Genomic DNA, 15,304 nt, shown 5'->3' with positions numbered 1-15,304 from the left:
ATCAAATGGGCGGTCAGACCTGCGATGATGCTTTCATCCCCTTTTTTCAGAAGTTTTTCTCATGTTGTTAACGCGTCATCTTGATGCCAATGCCACGCTGGTTTCGCTGATTGAGCCTCTGACCACTCGCGATGGTTTCGCCCCTACGGCGTTGCCGGGCGTGCAGGTTTTACGGGCCAGTTGCGATGTGGCCCGTGGCCCGCAGATTTACGAGCCAAGCCTGGTCATCATCGCCCAAGGCAGCAAACTGGCGTATCTGGGGCCGCGAACGCTGGAGTACGGCGCCGGTCACTACTTGATTCAAGCATTGCCGGTGCCATTTGAGTGCGAAACGTTTTCGGCGCCGGGTGGGCCGATGCTCGGAGTGTCCATCGCCATCGACCGAGCGCTGCTCGGGGAGCTGGTGTTGGCCATGGGGCTGGTGCCGGGGCGCACGATTCCTGCGCAAACGCCGGAGTCCATGACGTCAGCGGTGCTCGACGATGCGATGCGCGGTTGCGTGGAGCGGCTGTTGCGTTGCCTGCACGATCCGCTGGAATGCCAGATCATGGGGCCGGCACGGCTTCGGGAATTGTTGTTCGTTGCGTTGCGCGGTCCGCAAGCTGATGTGTTGCGTGCGCTGGTGGAGCAGCAGGGGCAGTTCGCCCGGATTGCAGCTTCGCTCAACCATCTACACGGGCATTTCACCGAGCCGTTGAATGTGGAAATCCTTGCCAGTTGCGCAAACATGAGTGCGTCGACGTTTCATGAGCATTTCAAGCGCAGCACGTTGTTGTCGCCGGTGCAGTATTTGAAGCGTCTGCGTTTGCTCAAGGCGCAGACGTTGCTGGTCACCGAGGGTTTAGGCGTGGCGCAGGTGGCGCATCGGGTCGGGTATCAGAGTACGTCGCAGTTCAGTCGTGAGTACAAGCGCTACTTTGAGCGTAATCCGGGAGATGAACGCGCTGCCTGATTTGTCGATATATCCTGTGGGAGCGGGCTTGCCCGCGATGACGGTTTCTCATCCAGCATTGAAGTCGACTGACACACCGCAATCGCGGGCAAGCCCGCTCCCACAGGTTTTTGTGTTGTTGGCGGGAAATGCATGCAACAAAAAGGCCCCCGTTTCGGGAGCCTCGATGTTCAGGCGTTCGGCTTACATGTTCGGGTAAGTCGGGCCGCCAGCACCTTCCGGTGCCACCCACGTGATGTTCTGTGCAGGGTCCTTGATGTCGCAGGTCTTGCAGTGAACGCAGTTCTGGGCGTTGATCTGGAAGCGCTTCTCGCCGTCTTCCTTGGTCACTACTTCGTACACGCCGGCCGGGCAGTAACGCTGGGCAGGCTCATCGTACATCGGCAGGTTCTTGGCGATCGGAATGCTCGGATCGGTCAGCTTCAGGTGGCACGGCTGTTCTTCTTCATGGTTGGTACCAGAAATGAACACCGAGCTGAGTTTGTCGAAGCTGATCTTGCCGTCCGGTTTCGGGTAGTCGATCTTCTTGCAGTCGGCCGCGAGCTTGAGGCACGCGTAGTCCGGCTTGTTGTCGTGCAAGGTGAACGGCAGTTTGCCGCCGAAGATGTTCTGGTCCAGCCAGTTGAAACCGCCGCCGACGATGGCGCCGAACTTGTGGATCGCCGGGCCGAAGTTGCGGCTGGCGAACAGTTCGTCGTAGAGCCAGCTCTTCTTGAACGCGTCGACGTAAGTGGTCAGCTCTTCGGTGCCGTCCTTTTCAGCGAACAGCGCCTCGGCCACGGATTCAGCGGCGAGCATGCCGGACTTCATCGCAGTGTGGCTGCCTTTGATCTTGGCAAAGTTCAGGGTGCCGAGGTCGCAACCGATCAGCGCGCCGCCCTTGAAGACCATTTTCGGCAGCGAGTTCAGGCCGCCTTTGCAGATGGCGCGAGCGCCGTAGCTGATGCGCTTGCCGCCTTCCAGGTACTGCTTGAGCACCGGGTGATGCTTGAGGCGCTGGAACTCATCGAACGGCGACAGGTACGTGTTGCTGTAGGAAAGATCGACGATCAGACCGACTACAACCTGGTTGTTTTCCAGGTGATAGAGGAACGAGCCGCCGGTGTTCTCGGTGCCCATAATGTCCATCGGCCAACCGGCGGTGTGGACCACCAGGCCTGGCTGATGCTTGGCCGGGTCGACTTCCCAGATTTCTTTCAGGCCGATGCCGTAGTGCTGGGCGTCGGCTTCGCTGTCGAGGTTGAAGCGCTTGATCAGCTGCTTGCCGATATGGCCGCGGCAACCTTCGGCGAACAGCGTGTACTTGCCTCGCAGTTCCATGCCAGGGGTGTACAGGCCTTCTTTCGGGTGACCTTCGCGGTCCACGCCCAGATCGCCGGTGATGATCCCGCGAACCACGCCGTTCTCGTCGAACAGCGCTTCCTGGGCGGCAAAGCCCGGGTAGATTTCTACGCCCAGGTTTTCGGCCTGCTGGGCCAGCCAGCGGCACAGGTTGCCCAGGGAGATGATGTAGTTGCCATCGTTGTGCATGGTCTTGGGCACAAAGAAGTCAGGAATTTTTTGCGCGCTGTCGGCGTTTTTCAGTACGAAGATGTCATCGCGGGTAACCGGCGTGTTCAGCGGGGCGCCGAGTTCCTTCCAGTCCGGGAACAATTCGTTCAGGGCGCGGGGTTCGAAGATCGCGCCGGACAGGATGTGTGCGCCGACTTCGGAGCCTTTTTCGACCACGCAGACGCTGATTTCCTTACCGGCTTCAGCGGCCTTCTGCTTCAAGCGGCAGGCGGCGGAAAGACCCGCGGGGCCGGCACCGACGATGACCACGTCGAATTCCATGTATTCGCGTTCCACAGGTTATCTCCTACTCAAGGCTCAACAGTTTTTTTTCTAATTGGAGGTTTGGTGTCGCATCCATGAATTCCTGCGCAATGCGCGGAACAGGACAATCGATAGACCACCTTTCTCTCTGGGTGGCGCATTATATCTACACCACTCCTAGCGTCCAATACAAACGTTTGTTTGAATTGGCTCAAAGCCAGAGAAATCAAAGTCACGCGGCTTATGAACGGCTATTTTGCCGTATTGACCGGAATAGGCGTTCCGGTCAAGATACGGTCGGTTTTGCGCTCGCCGTAGGCTGACTGTTGGTATCAAGAGCACCTCTAAAGACAGGGCGATGGCAGTACTAGGTGATTTGCTGCGCAGGTTTGGCGCGCAGTTTACACGCCGCGATAATGAATGACTTGTCGGTCACCACTGACGAACGGTCATCACGCCTCGTGAGCAAGGTTCACCCGATACACCTGCCAGCGTTTTTAGAGGTGCCCTTGCGCCGATGAGCATCAAACCGCCAGGTTCGCCTAGGCGACTTTCTTTTCACCGGAGAGTAACGAGGAATCCATGAAGGTTCTTGTAGCTGTCAAACGCGTTGTGGATTACAACGTCAAGGTTCGCGTCAAGGCGGACAATTCCGGCGTAGACCTCGCCAACGTCAAGATGTCGATGAACCCATTCTGCGAAATCGCAGTGGAAGAAGCCGTACGCCTGAAAGAGAAAGGCGTTGCGACTGAAATCGTCGTCGTCTCCATCGGCCCGACCACCGCTCAAGAGCAACTGCGCACCGCGCTGGCTCTGGGTGCTGACCGCGCCATCCTCGTTGAATCCGCCGAAGACCTGACATCTCTGGCCGTTGCCAAGCTGTTGAAAGCTGTTGTCGACAAGGAACAGCCTCAGCTGGTAATCCTTGGCAAACAAGCCATCGACAGCGACAACAACCAGACTGGCCAGATGCTCGCTGCGTTGAGCGGCTACGGTCAGGGCACTTTCGCGTCCAAAGTCGAAATCAGCGGCGACAGCGTTGCCGTGACTCGCGAAGTCGACGGCGGCGCGCAGACGGTTTCCCTGAAACTGCCGGCCATCGTCACCACCGACCTGCGTTTGAACGAGCCGCGCTACGCGTCCCTGCCAAATATCATGAAAGCCAAGAAGAAGCCTCTCGAAGTGCTGACTCCGGACGCTTTGGGCGTTTCCACCGCCTCCACCAACAAGACCGTGAAAGTCGAAGCGCCTGCTGCACGCAGCGCGGGTATCAAGGTCAAGTCGGTGGCTGAACTGGTCGAGAAACTGAAAAACGAAGCGAAGGTAATCTAAATGACTATCTTGGTTATTGCTGAACACGACAACAAAGTAGTGGCCCCGGCCACACTGAACACCGTGGCTGCTGCCGCCAAAATCGGCGGTGACATCCACGTTCTGGTTGCCGGCCAGGGCGTTGGCGCCGTGGCTGAAGCCGCTGCGAAAATCGCTGGCGTGGCTAAAGTGCTGGTGGCCGACAACGCCGCCTACGCTCACCAACTGCCGGAAAACGTAGCGCCGCTGGTAGCTGAGTTGGGCAAGGGCTACAGCCACGTTCTGGCGGCTGCAACCTCCAATGGCAAAAACATCCTGCCGCGCGTTGCCGCTCAGCTGGACGTTGACCAGATCTCCGAGATCATCTCGGTCGAAAGCGCTGACACCTTCAAGCGCCCGATCTATGCCGGTAACGCGATCGCTACCGTTCAATCGAACGCTGCGGTCAAAGTGATCACCGTGCGTGCCACCGGTTTCGACCCGGTTGCTGCCGAGGGTGGTTCGGCCGCTGTTGAAGCGGTTGCTGCTGCTCACGACGCTGGCATTTCGAGCTTCGTTGGCGAAGAACTGGCCAAGTCCGATCGTCCGGAACTGACCGCTGCCAAAATCGTCGTTTCCGGCGGTCGCGGCATGCAGAACGGCGACAACTTCAAACACCTGTACGCCCTGGCCGACAAGCTGGGCGCTGCCGTCGGTGCTTCCCGCGCCGCGGTCGATGCAGGTTTTGTACCCAACGACATGCAGGTCGGTCAGACCGGCAAGATCGTTGCTCCACAGCTGTACATCGCCGTCGGTATCTCCGGCGCGATCCAGCACCTGGCCGGCATGAAAGACTCCAAAGTGATCGTTGCGATCAACAAGGATGAAGAAGCGCCGATCTTCCAGGTGGCCGATTACGGCCTGGTGGCAGACCTGTTCGAAGCAATCCCCGAGTTCGAGAAGCTGGTCTAATCCAGTCGCTTGACTTATAAAGAGCCCGACCTTTTGGTCGGGCTTTTTTTTGTTCCGGATTTGGGTGGGAGAGTATCGCCATGGATTTGCGCCGCGTGTGTGGCTGGTCATTACTGCTGGGGCTGACGGTGCTGCCGGCATTGGCCGTGGCTGCCGGCAAGTGCGAACGCCTGGTGGTGACCGGCAGCCCTGACGCGCCGCCGTACTTGTGGCAAGACCCGCAAAACCCCAAGTATTTGATCGGCGCCAGTGCTGACCTGTTGCAACACGTGGCAGGGGAGTTGGGTATCAAGGTCGAATTGCTTTACGCCGGCAAGCGCTCCCAGGCTCTGGACGAGGTACGCAGCGGACGCATGGACATGCTGGCTGATGCGCCGTTGACAGTCAGCGAACTGGACACCCTGGATTACATCCATCCGCCGCTGCTGGAAAATGACTATCTGGTCTGGACTCGAAAAGACTCGGCATTGGTCTACAACGAAGCGCAAGACCTTCACGGTCATCCCGGTGCCGTGTCGGAAAAGTCTCGAATGACCCAGGCATTCGGCACTTTCGCCGAGCAGCAATTGACCCTCCTGCGTACTCCGAATCTGACTCAGGCCTTTCAGAAATTGCTGCTGGGCGAGGTGGAATTTGTCCTCGCGGGACGCTACTCGGGCATGGCCGCCGCGCAAACCCTGAGCATGGCCAACGACCTGATCGCTCGCCCCCAACCGGTCGACAAACCCGGCCTGTTCCTCGCGGTTTCCCATAACTCCGCCTGCAACGATCCGTGGTTGCGCGGACAGCTGGCCAAAAAGATGACAGAATTGCCCGCGTCCGGACTGACGGAAGCCGTGCTGCAACGCAATATCGAGCGCTGGAAAGCGCAGCAACAGCAGCAGCCGCAACAACCCGCCAGTACCCCAAAACAGTAGGGATTTTTAGTGAGTATTCGACCTCTTTTCGCTGCCCTGGCCGTTCTGGCTCTGGCGGGTTGTGCAGCCGATCCGGCGCCGAATGAACAAATACGCCTGACCGAGCAGGCACTCGTGCAAGCCAAAGCCGTGGGTGCCACCGCCGAAGACGTGCCGGAAATGAAACTGGCCGAAGACAAGTTTTCCCGTGCCCAGGGCGACATGACGGATCAGTCCTACAAGCATGCGCGCATGCGTGCTGAACAAGCCGAACTGGACGCGCGCCTGGCCGAAGCCAAGGTGCTGACCCTCAAGAGCGAGGAGCAGCTGAATGTGCTCAACACCCGTATCACTCGCCTGCGCAAGCAACTGGGAGATGCCCAATGAGCTTCAAGTCCAAAGCACTTGGCGGTTTGATCCTGGCAGGTTGCGCAAGCCTTTACGGCTGCGCCGGCCAACACAGCGAGACCGTGTTGCAGCAGGCCGGCAGTGAGTTCCAGAAGGTCAAGGAAGACTCCAACGTGCTGCGAATCGCGCCCAAGGACGTGATCCGTGCCGGCGAATCCCTGGCCCGCGCCGATCGTCTTTCCAGCTATTGGGGCAGCGGCTCGGACGTGGTGCATTACGCTTACCTGAGCCAGCGCTACAGTGAGATCGCACGTGAGCATACCAATCAGGTGCTCAACGAAGAGCGCGCGGCGAAGCTCGAACTGGAGCGTCAGCGCCTGCAACTGGCCCTGCGCGAGTCCAAGTTGCTCAGTGTTCAGCAGCAGGGCAAATGGCTCGAAGAACAGATCGTTGCCCTGGCGACCACGCAGACCGACCGAGGTTTGGTGATGACCCTGGGCGATGTGCTGTTCGACACCGGCGAAGCGGAGCTGAAGAATTCGGCGAACCGCGTGGTGCTGAAAATCGTGCAGTTCCTGCAGCTCAATCCCAAGCGCGTAGTCCGCATCGAGGGCTACACCGACAGCACCGGCGGCAAGCAGGACAACCTCAAGCTGTCCCGTGACCGTGCACAATCGGTGGCGGACGTGCTGATGGACCTGGGTATCGACGACAAACGGATCAAAGTCGAAGGCTACGGCGATGAATACCCGGTGGACGTGAACGCTTCCGAGCGTGGTCGCGCGCAGAACCGTCGGGTGGAAATTGTGTTCTCCGACGAAAAAGGCCAGCTCGGCGCCGCCCGCTAATGGGCGCCTCCTGGTGAAGCCACGCATTCCGTAGGAGCCGGCTTGCTGGCGATAGCATCAACGCGGGGTTTCAAATGAACCGCAGTGATGCCATCGTCGGAACGCCGCCCGCAGCAAGCCGGCTCCTACAAACCCGGCCTGACCGACAGCGCCGGGTTTTTTTGTGCCTGCCAATTGCCTCTCGCCATGCCAATAAAAGCAGTACAGTTTTTGCTGACACTGCACTGTACGGTCGACTATTGTGGCAACTGTCCCAGTACACTTCTAAACTGTTCCGGTATTGTTTCACACAAGAATAAAATGCCCGTGAAATCGAGTGCTGCGTCATGACCAATCTCTTGCTCTATCAACGTATTGCTCAGCAACTGGCCGAAGACATCCGCCGTGGTGTCTATCAACCGGGGGAACGCGTGCCTTCGGTGCGCAAGATGAGCTCGCAGCTCAACGTCAGCCACGCGACCGTTTTGCAGGCCTACGCCAATCTCGAGGATCAAGGGCTGATCCGTGCCCGGCCGCAGTCGGGTTACTACGTGCACCAGACGCCGGCCCTGACGGCGCCAACGCCGGACATCGCCCGGGTCGAACGGCCAGGCCTGGTCACCCGCAGCAGCATTATTCAGCAAGTGTTGGTCGAATCCCGCCGCGAGGGCGTTTTTCCCTTGGGCGCAGCGGTACCGAGCGTCGACTATCTGCCGGTCCGCGCCTTGCATCAGCAATTGGCCAAGGTCACCCGTTTCCATAGCCCGCGTGCCTTCAGCTACATGTTCAGCCCCGGTTTCGAACCGTTGCGCCGACAGGTGGCGATCCGCATGCGTGATGCCGGCGTGGTGGTTGATCCGTCCGAAGTGGTGATCACCCACGGCTGCGTCGATGCGTTGCAGATGTCTCTTCGTGTGCTGACCCGGCCGGGCGACCTGATCGCCGCCGAGTCGCCGACTTATTATGGGTTGCTGCAACTGGCCGACCTGCTGGGCCTCAAAGTCATCGAGATCCCCAGCGACCCGGCGACCGGCATGAGCCTCGAAGCCCTGCAATTGGCGGCCAACCAGTGGTCGATCAAGGCACTGGTGCTGACCACTCGTCTGAGTAATCCGCTGGGCGGCACCATGCCCGAAGAGCGGCAGAAACAACTGCTGCGCCTGGCCTCGGATTTCGATATCCAGATTGTTGAAGACGATATCTACGGCGAGTTGATGTTCGAACAAGGCCGGACCAAATCACTTAAAGCCTACGACCGGCTGGATCGAGTGATCTATTGCTCGAGCTTCTCCAAGACCCTGTCACCGGGTGTGCGGATTGGCTGGATGATCGCCGGAAAATACCAGCAAGAGATTCAGCGTTTGCAGACGTTCAGTACGCATTCGGCGTGCAGCGTCACGCAAATGGGTATCGCCGCCTACCTGGAGAATGGCGGTTACGACCGTCACTTGCGCTACATCCGTCAGGAATACCGCAAGAACCTCAGCGCCTTCCAATTGGCCGTGCAGCAGCATTTCCCGGAAGGCACGCAGATGACCCGGCCCACGGGCGGCTTCATTCTGTGGGTCAGTTTGCCCGGCAGGGTCAACACTCAGGAACTGCATGTACGTGCATTGCAGCAGGGCATCAGCATCGCGCCGGGTCTGATTTTCAGTAACACCGAGCAGTTCAATCACTGCATTCGCCTGAACTGCGGCACGCCCTGGAACCGTGAAGCCGAGCGCGCATTGATGACGCTGGGGATGTTGGCAACGCAGCTTTGCCAGGAAACGGCCAGCGGTTTCTGACAAGAGCGCCGGTCGTTTCGTACACGTACTTGTCAGGCTGCGTACAACAGGGGAGCATATGGCCCTCTGCCGTTAGCGTCGTTGGGTCCATGAAACCGATTTTTCCTGCCGCCTGCCTATCGATTTGTCTCTTCATGACCGTTCATGCCCAAGGCGTCATGGCGGCTTCGACACAGGAAAAACCGGCAGCCACCAGCGAAACCTCAAAAAAACCAGCGCCCGTCAAGAAAACCGCTGTGGTCAAAAAGAACGCCTCGCCGGTAAAAAAGAAAGCGGCAGTGGTGAAAAAACGACCGCCAATTGCCTCCAAGTCCAAACCCGCCAGTGACGTCGTGAAAACCAAGCTTCCTTCGGCCGACCTGGATTTGAGCCTGCCCCAGGACATGGCGGAGGAGCTAAAACCGGTCGGTACGGTCCCATTGCCCAAGCGCGACGCTGTGTTGCCACAAATGTTCGGTGACAAGAGCGCGCCGTTTCAGCTCAACGGAAGGCTGATCAGCAACGAAATGCAGTTGCAACTGCGAAACGAAGAGCGCCGTGAAGTCGAAGGCGCGGCGCTGGAATTCGAGTTCAAGCGGTAATTCCTTCCCATCTGTGACCTGCTGGCCAGACACTTTGTCGGAGACTGTTCAGTCACATCCGTTTGAGCGCAAAAACCCCGGCCCAGGTAATTTTAAACAACTGTTTTAGCGGTTACTCTGTGCCCCGTCTATTAACACATCGCCCGTCGCGAGGAGCTTGTCGTCATGAAATGCCGTGAAGGCTGTGGCGCCTGTTGCATTGCCCCTTCCATCAGTTCACCGATTCCCGGCATGCCCAATGGCAAAGCCGCTGGCGAACGTTGCCTACAACTGTCTGTCGATAACCTGTGCAGTATTTTCGGCGATCCGAAACGTCCTGCCGTGTGTTCGGCGTTTGGGGCCGACGTCGAAGTCTGCGGAAGCAGCAGTGACGAAGCGATCAAGTTGCTCGGATGGTGGGAGCAAATGACGGCTGCATGATGTGTTCACGAACGGAACTTCAACAATAAGGAATAAGACTATGGGTTCGCTGCATCGTATGGCTGTGCTGTGTGGTTTGACCGTGTTGCTGGCCACCACGGCCGCGCAGGCTGAAGACTGGAAAGTGGCCAAGAATGAAGACGGCATCAAGGTGTCCCTGAGTGAAGTGGCCGGTTCCGACTACAAGGCCTACCAGGGCGTCACCCTGATGAAGACCACCATGGCCAAATTGCGTGCGCTGCAGGAAGACGTGGCAGGCGCCTGCACCTGGATTCACGAGTGCAAGACCCAGAAACTGCTCAAGCACGAAGGCGATCAGAGCTGGACCTACACTCAATTCAATACCCCGTGGCCGGTGACCCCGCGTGATTCGGTGCTGCATATCACCACCACCGAAGGCGCCGATGGCAGCCTGACACGCAAGCTCGAAGGCGTGCCGAAGTACATCCCTGAGGAAAAGGGATTCGTGCGTGTCACCAAGGTCGACGGTTTCTGGAAGTTCGTCCCCAAGGGCGACCAGATTGAAGTGACCTACCAGGTGCACACCGAGCCAGGCGGCAGTATCCCATCGATGGTCGCCAACAAGTTCGTGGTCGATGCGCCGTTCAACACCCTGAAGGCCCTGAAAGAACGCGCCGAGAAGTAACCGCGCGCTGTTCCATAAAACGCCCCGACCTTTCGGGGCGTTTGCGTTTTCTATGAGGGGTGGGGGTTTATTTTGTTTCCGGATATGCGTTGCACGAAATTTTCACAATGCCTCCAAGACAATTCGCCCGCGTCAACATTCCGGGCACTAATCAATGGCAATGCTGCGGTTGATCGTGCAACATTTGCGCACCGCGCAAGCCCCGGGGCCGAGAACTGGCCAACAGAGGGCAGGGCGCCGCTTTATTTTTGAAACTTCAACTTCCAATGGGTCCTAAAACGACATGGCAATCCCGGACGCCCTGAATCAGCAGCGAGCTTCTAGTCGCCTGCTGCAACCGACCGTCAAATCGCATCTGGCCTACACGCTGCTGTGCGCCTTGGTCATGATGGTCATGTTCAGCCTGCTGCGCGTCGCGCTGCTGGTCTATAACCGCGAAATGATCCTCGATACACCGGCCTCGACCTTTTTTGAGGCGTTCGCCAATGGCCTGCGTTTCGACCTGCGCCTGGTGGTCTACCTCAGCATTCCGCTGATACTGGCACTGTTCAGTGCCCGGGCCATGGCCGCTCGCGGGTTCTTCCGCTTCTGGCTGACCATTGCCTCGAGCATCGCGCTGTTCCTCGGCCTGATGGAGATGGATTTCTACCGCGAGTTCCACCAGCGCCTCAACGGCCTGGTCTTCCAGTACGTGAAGGAAGACCCGAAAACCGTGATGAGCATGCTCTGGTACGGTTTTCCTGTGGTTCGTTACCTGCTGGCCTGGGCTTTCGGTACGTTGATCCTGACCCTCGCGTTCAAGGGCGCGGACCGTGCGACCCGTCCACGCGGTCCGTTCAGCGGCGGCAGCATCGGCACGCGCCAGATCGCCCCGTGGTATGCGCGAGGCGTCGTATTTGTGGTCTGCCTGCTGGTCTGCGTAGTCGCTGCTCGTGGCACTCTGCGTCAGGGCCCGCCAATGCGTTGGGGTGACGTCTACACCACCGACTCGAACTTCGCCAACCAGTTGGGCCTCAACGGCACACTGTCGCTGATCGCGGCGGCCAAGAGCCGGATGTCCGAAGATCGCGACAACATCTGGAAATCCACGCTGGAACAGCCCCTGGCTCAGCAGACCGTCCGCGACATGTTGCTGACCCCTAGCGACAAACTGGTGGATGGCGAAACCGCGGCCGTGCGTCGTAACTACTCCCCGGCCGCTGACAAGACCCTGCCGATCAAGAACGTGGTTGTGATCCTGATGGAAAGCTTCGCCGGTCATTCGGTGGGCGCACTGGGTCGTCCGGGGAACGTCACGCCGTACTTCGACAAACTGTCGAAAGAAGGTCTGCTGTTCGACCGCTTCTTCTCCAACGGCACCCACACCCACCAGGGCATGTTTGCCACCATGGCCTGCTTTCCGAACCTGCCAGGTTTCGAATACCTGATGCAGACCCCGGAAGGCAGTCACAAACTGTCCGGCCTGCCGCAGTTGCTCAGCGCCCGTGACTACGACGATGTGTACGTCTACAACGGTGACTTCGCCTGGGACAACCAGTCGGGCTTCTTCAGCAACCAGGGCATGACCAACTTCATCGGGCGTAATGACTTCGTTAACCCGGTGTTCTCCGACCCGACCTGGGGCGTGTCCGACCAGGACATGTTCAACCGTGGCCTGGAAGAGTTGAAAGCCCGCGATGGCAAGGACAAAAAACCGTTCTATGCCTTGCTGCAAACCCTGTCCAACCACACGCCGTACGCCTTGCCGACGCCTTTGCCGGTCGAGCGCGTGACCGACCGTGGCAGCCTCAACGAACATTTGACCGCTATGCGTTACTCCGACTGGGCGCTGGGTCAGTTCTTCGAGAAGGCGCGTAAAGAGCCGTACTTCAATGAAACCCTGTTCGTGGTGGTCGGCGACCATGGTTTCGGCAACGAGCAGCAGATCACCGAGATGGACCTGGGCCGTTTCAACGTGCCGATGCTGCTGATCGGGCCGGGCGTGCAGGACAAATTCGGTCAGGTTGACCACACCGTGGGCACTCAGATCGACATCGTGCCGACCATCATGGGGCGAATCGGTGGCGAAGTGATTCACCAGTGCTGGGGTCGTGACTTGCTGAACCTGCCGGAAGGCGACAAGGGCTTCGGCGTGATCAAGCCATCGGGCAGCGATCAAACCGTAGCGTTGCTGACCGCCGATCGCGTGTTGGTGCTGCCTAAGGAAATGCCGCCCAAGCTGTACCAGTACGAATTGGGTGCCAATTCGAAAGGTGAAGTGATCCCGGCGTCGACTGACGAAGCGGCGCTGAAGCAAAAGCTTGAGTCGTTCATCCAGACGGCCACCAAAAGCCTGATCGACAACACCGCCGGTGTGGTTGACGGCAAGCCGGACTAAGTTTTCGGCGCAATAAAAAAGAGGCCCTTTTTCAAGGGCCTCTTTTTTTGACCTGGATTTTTATATCTTGCCAAGTAACAGCAGAATCAACAGCACCACCAACACCACGCCGATGATACCCGACGGGCCATAACCCCAACTTCTTGAGTGTGGAAAGACCGGCAAACCACCTACCAGCAGGAGAATCAGAATTACGATAAGAATTGTGCCCATGTCTATTTCCTTGTTGGAAGTGTTCTGGAATGACCTAGCTTTTAACTGTCAGCCGGACTGTAATAATCTCGAGCTGCTTACAAAATCCGACTCTCGCGAGTGTCAGAAAATTCCAAGTTTTTTTAATGTTTTTCGAAGAAAGCCTTATTTCGTTTTTGCAGCGTTAGTTGATTGAGGCCCGCCCGCGGTTTGCTCGGACCATTCAGCAATCTGATGGAGCGTGGGTCGCGCAATGTCCTTCGCTACACTCGGCGCATCTTCCCCGGAACAACAAGGCTGTTTGCTATGCAAAATCGCATGATGATCACTGGCGCGGGCTCAGGCCTGGGTCGCGAAATCGCGCTGCGCTGGGCGCGTGAAGGCTGGCAGCTGGCCTTGTCGGATGTCAGTGAGCCCGGTCTGCAGGAAACCCTGAAACTGGTTCGTGACGCGGGCGGCGACGGTTTTATCCAGCGTTGCGATGTACGCGATTACAGTCAGCTGACGGCCTTCGCCCAAGCGTGCGAAGAGAAACTTGGCGGCATCGATGTCATCGTAAATAACGCTGGCGTGGCCTCGGGCGGGTTCTTCAGTGAACTGTCCCTGGAAGACTGGGACTGGCAGATCGCGATCAACCTGATGGGCGTGGTCAAGGGCTGCAAGGCCTTCCTGCCGCTGCTGGAAAAAAGCAAAGGCAAGATCATCAACATCGCGTCGATGGCCGCCCTGATGCAAGGCCCGGCCATGAGCAACTACAACGTGGCCAAGGCCGGCGTGGTGGCGTTGTCCGAAAGCCTGCTGGTCGAACTGGCGCAGCAGGAAGTGGGCGTGCACGTGGTTTGCCCGTCGTTCTTCCAGACCAACTTGCTGGACTCCTTCCGCGGCCCGACCCCGGCCATGAAAGCCCAGGTCGGCAAATTGCTCGAAAGCTCGCCGATCACCGCGACCGACATTGCCGATTACATCTATGAGCACGTCGCCGCCGGTGAATTCATGATCCTGCCCCACGAACAGGGTCGCATGGCCTGGGCGCTCAAGCAGAAAAACCCGCAACTGCTCTACAACGAAATGACCACCATGGCCGACAAAATGCGCGCCAAGGCCAAACAAAACGCAGGCTGAACTTGCCCGTGCGCAACACCGTCGTTAGGGTGGCCGCAACCGGCCATCCTCACGAGACATCTGCATGCTCAATTACCTGTGGTTTTTCCTCGCGGCGCTGTTCGAAATCGCCGGCTGTTTCGCCTTCTGGATGTGGCTGCGTCAAGGTAAAAGCGTTTGGTGGGTGGTGCCGGCGCTGCTCAGCCTGACATTGTTCGCGCTATTGCTGACCCGTGTCGAGGCGACTTACGCCGGTCGCGCCTATGCCGCCTATGGCGGCATTTACATCGTCGCGTCGATCGGATGGCTGGCGGTGGTCGAGAGGATTCGCCCCTTGGGCTCGGACTGGCTGGGCGTGGCGCTGTGCGTGATTGGGGCCAGCGTGATTCTGTTCGGCCCGCGTTTCTCCGCGTCCTGAAGCAGCACTCAAAGGATTTGTCGGACGTTTCCGTAAGGGAGGATCGTCCAGCGCTGTAGGGCGAGACTGATTTGCCGTCGTTGCATTGAAGAGCGGCTGTGCGACGGGCATCTTCAAGGACCGGTAACCCTGAAGGATGAATGCCATGCTTGTACTCAGTCGCGTTGTGGGCGAGATGATTTCCATTGGTGACAACATTTCAGTGCGCATCATCGCCGTCAACGGAGGCAGCGTGCGCTTCGGCGTCGAAGCGCCACAAAACGTCAATGTGCATCGGGCCGAGGTCTACGATCGCATCCAGATCAAACTGGCCAAAACCAAAGGTCGCTGAGCGCTTCAGTCGAACAGGTGCTTGGGTACATCGTGCTTGAGCATCAACTGGCATTGCTCGCTGTCCGGATCGAAAACAATCAGCGCCTGCCCCTTGGTCAATGCCTGGCGAACACGCAAAACGCGGGTTTCCAGCGGCGTGTCGTCACCATTGTCCGTACCGTCGCGGGTCACGAAATCCTCGATCAGGCGGGTCAGGGTGTCGACTTCAAGTTGGTCGTAGGGAATCAGCATAGGCACCTCGGGTAAACAATGGCGCGATGCTACGGCGAATGATCGGTTGCGGCTAGCCCGGACCTGATGTGTTGCCTGATCTGACGCCTTCGCGGGCAAGCCTCGCTCCTACAGTTAT

Annotated in this window: 17 protein-coding genes; 14 read left to right on the top strand and 3 right to left on the bottom strand. The window is 58.4% G+C overall.

The window, feature by feature from the left end:
- Positions 1 to 61 precede the first annotated feature (61 nt).
- A complete protein-coding gene (locus tag ACYZT6_RS18855; protein ID WP_462028179.1) occupies positions 62 to 952 on the top strand; it encodes an AraC family transcriptional regulator in 891 nt (296 codons plus the stop codon).
- 183 nt (positions 953 to 1,135) lie between these two features.
- Here the strand turns inward: ACYZT6_RS18855 and ACYZT6_RS18850 are convergent, their stop codons facing one another.
- A complete protein-coding gene (locus tag ACYZT6_RS18850; RefSeq protein ID WP_462028178.1) occupies positions 1,136 to 2,800 on the bottom strand; it encodes an electron transfer flavoprotein-ubiquinone oxidoreductase in 1,665 nt (554 codons plus the stop codon).
- Positions 2,801 to 3,349: 549 nt separating this feature from the next.
- Between ACYZT6_RS18850 and ACYZT6_RS18845 the strand changes: the two genes are divergently transcribed.
- From ACYZT6_RS18845 to ACYZT6_RS18800, 10 genes are all read left to right on the top strand, one after another.
- Positions 3,350 to 4,099 (top strand): electron transfer flavoprotein subunit beta/FixA family protein, encoded by a 750-nt coding sequence (locus ACYZT6_RS18845; protein WP_064676439.1) that lies wholly within the window; start codon positions 3,350 to 3,352, stop codon positions 4,097 to 4,099.
- On the top strand, positions 4,100 to 5,029 hold the full coding sequence (locus ACYZT6_RS18840; RefSeq protein WP_462028177.1) for an electron transfer flavoprotein subunit alpha/FixB family protein: 930 nt from the start codon (positions 4,100 to 4,102) through the stop codon (positions 5,027 to 5,029). It abuts the gene before it with no gap.
- An 80-nt stretch (positions 5,030 to 5,109) separates the two neighbouring features.
- On the top strand, positions 5,110 to 5,946 hold the full coding sequence (locus ACYZT6_RS18835; protein WP_462028176.1) for a substrate-binding periplasmic protein: 837 nt from the start codon (positions 5,110 to 5,112) through the stop codon (positions 5,944 to 5,946).
- A 9-nt stretch (positions 5,947 to 5,955) separates the two neighbouring features.
- A complete protein-coding gene (locus ACYZT6_RS18830) occupies positions 5,956 to 6,312 on the top strand; it encodes a DUF4398 domain-containing protein (protein ID WP_462028175.1) in 357 nt (118 codons plus the stop codon).
- Entirely contained in the window at positions 6,309 to 7,121 is an 813-nt protein-coding gene (locus ACYZT6_RS18825; RefSeq protein ID WP_462028174.1) for an OmpA family protein, read from the top strand. The genes ACYZT6_RS18830 and ACYZT6_RS18825 overlap by 4 nt, the downstream gene beginning before the upstream one ends.
- 326 nt (positions 7,122 to 7,447) lie before the next feature.
- On the top strand, positions 7,448 to 8,887 hold the full coding sequence (locus tag ACYZT6_RS18820) for an aminotransferase-like domain-containing protein (RefSeq protein WP_462028173.1): 1,440 nt from the start codon (positions 7,448 to 7,450) through the stop codon (positions 8,885 to 8,887).
- An 89-nt stretch (positions 8,888 to 8,976) separates the two neighbouring features.
- Positions 8,977 to 9,468 carry a translation initiation factor 2 gene (locus ACYZT6_RS18815; RefSeq protein WP_462028172.1) on the top strand — a complete coding sequence of 164 codons (492 nt, stop codon included), beginning with the start codon at positions 8,977 to 8,979 and terminating at the stop codon, positions 9,466 to 9,468.
- 165 nt (positions 9,469 to 9,633) lie between these two features.
- The gene (locus ACYZT6_RS18810) at positions 9,634 to 9,888 is read left to right on the top strand and encodes a YkgJ family cysteine cluster protein (RefSeq protein ID WP_462028171.1); all 255 of its coding nucleotides are present in this window, start codon (positions 9,634 to 9,636) and stop codon (positions 9,886 to 9,888) included.
- A 40-nt stretch (positions 9,889 to 9,928) separates the two neighbouring features.
- Entirely contained in the window at positions 9,929 to 10,534 is a 606-nt protein-coding gene (locus ACYZT6_RS18805) for an START domain-containing protein (protein ID WP_462028170.1), read from the top strand.
- A 283-nt stretch (positions 10,535 to 10,817) separates the two neighbouring features.
- Entirely contained in the window at positions 10,818 to 12,911 is a 2,094-nt protein-coding gene (locus ACYZT6_RS18800; protein ID WP_462028169.1) for an LTA synthase family protein, read from the top strand.
- 60 nt (positions 12,912 to 12,971) lie between these two features.
- Here the strand turns inward: ACYZT6_RS18800 and ACYZT6_RS18795 are convergent, their stop codons facing one another.
- On the bottom strand, positions 12,972 to 13,130 hold the full coding sequence (locus ACYZT6_RS18795; RefSeq protein WP_169858239.1) for a DUF3309 family protein: 159 nt from the start codon (positions 13,128 to 13,130) through the stop codon (positions 12,972 to 12,974).
- Positions 13,131 to 13,409: 279 nt separating this feature from the next.
- On the opposite strand from ACYZT6_RS18795, the gene ACYZT6_RS18790 reads away from it, so the two are divergent.
- The 3 genes from ACYZT6_RS18790 to csrA all read left to right on the top strand — a co-directional run bounded on the left by ACYZT6_RS18790 (position 13,410) and on the right by csrA (position 14,953).
- On the top strand, positions 13,410 to 14,225 hold the full coding sequence (locus tag ACYZT6_RS18790) for an SDR family oxidoreductase (RefSeq protein WP_462028168.1): 816 nt from the start codon (positions 13,410 to 13,412) through the stop codon (positions 14,223 to 14,225).
- 64 nt (positions 14,226 to 14,289) lie between these two features.
- A complete protein-coding gene (locus ACYZT6_RS18785; RefSeq protein WP_131061342.1) occupies positions 14,290 to 14,622 on the top strand; it encodes a YnfA family protein in 333 nt (110 codons plus the stop codon).
- A 145-nt stretch (positions 14,623 to 14,767) separates the two neighbouring features.
- Positions 14,768 to 14,953, top strand: a complete 186-nt coding sequence (gene csrA / locus ACYZT6_RS18780; protein ID WP_131061343.1) for a carbon storage regulator CsrA — start codon at positions 14,768 to 14,770, stop codon at positions 14,951 to 14,953.
- A 5-nt stretch (positions 14,954 to 14,958) separates the two neighbouring features.
- Here the strand turns inward: csrA and ACYZT6_RS18775 are convergent, their stop codons facing one another.
- Positions 14,959 to 15,186 carry a YheU family protein gene (locus ACYZT6_RS18775; RefSeq protein ID WP_010461751.1) on the bottom strand — a complete coding sequence of 76 codons (228 nt, stop codon included), beginning with the start codon at positions 15,184 to 15,186 and terminating at the stop codon, positions 14,959 to 14,961.
- Positions 15,187 to 15,304: the final 118 nt, after the last annotated feature.

The organism is Pseudomonas sp. RT6P73 (assembly GCF_054897715.1).
This window is presented reverse-complemented; position numbering and strand designations above follow the sequence as displayed.

Coding starts and splice junctions, on each gene's coding strand:
- ACYZT6_RS18855 (WP_462028179.1), top strand. CDS start 62: ATGTTGTTAACGCGTCATCTTGATGCCAATGCCACGCTGGTTTCGCTG.
- ACYZT6_RS18845 (WP_064676439.1), top strand. CDS start 3,350: ATGAAGGTTCTTGTAGCTGTCAAACGCGTTGTGGATTACAACGTCAAG.
- csrA (WP_131061343.1), top strand. CDS start 14,768: ATGCTTGTACTCAGTCGCGTTGTGGGCGAGATGATTTCCATTGGTGAC.
- ACYZT6_RS18775 (WP_010461751.1), bottom strand. CDS start 15,186: ATGCTGATTCCCTACGACCAACTTGAAGTCGACACCCTGACCCGCCTG.
- ACYZT6_RS18785 (WP_131061342.1), top strand. CDS start 14,290: ATGCTCAATTACCTGTGGTTTTTCCTCGCGGCGCTGTTCGAAATCGCC.
- ACYZT6_RS18800 (WP_462028169.1), top strand. CDS start 10,818: ATGGCAATCCCGGACGCCCTGAATCAGCAGCGAGCTTCTAGTCGCCTG.
- ACYZT6_RS18790 (WP_462028168.1), top strand. CDS start 13,410: ATGCAAAATCGCATGATGATCACTGGCGCGGGCTCAGGCCTGGGTCGC.
- ACYZT6_RS18805 (WP_462028170.1), top strand. CDS start 9,929: ATGGGTTCGCTGCATCGTATGGCTGTGCTGTGTGGTTTGACCGTGTTG.
- ACYZT6_RS18820 (WP_462028173.1), top strand. CDS start 7,448: ATGACCAATCTCTTGCTCTATCAACGTATTGCTCAGCAACTGGCCGAA.
- ACYZT6_RS18835 (WP_462028176.1), top strand. CDS start 5,110: ATGGATTTGCGCCGCGTGTGTGGCTGGTCATTACTGCTGGGGCTGACG.
- ACYZT6_RS18825 (WP_462028174.1), top strand. CDS start 6,309: ATGAGCTTCAAGTCCAAAGCACTTGGCGGTTTGATCCTGGCAGGTTGC.
- ACYZT6_RS18810 (WP_462028171.1), top strand. CDS start 9,634: ATGAAATGCCGTGAAGGCTGTGGCGCCTGTTGCATTGCCCCTTCCATC.
- ACYZT6_RS18840 (WP_462028177.1), top strand. CDS start 4,100: ATGACTATCTTGGTTATTGCTGAACACGACAACAAAGTAGTGGCCCCG.
- ACYZT6_RS18815 (WP_462028172.1), top strand. CDS start 8,977: ATGAAACCGATTTTTCCTGCCGCCTGCCTATCGATTTGTCTCTTCATG.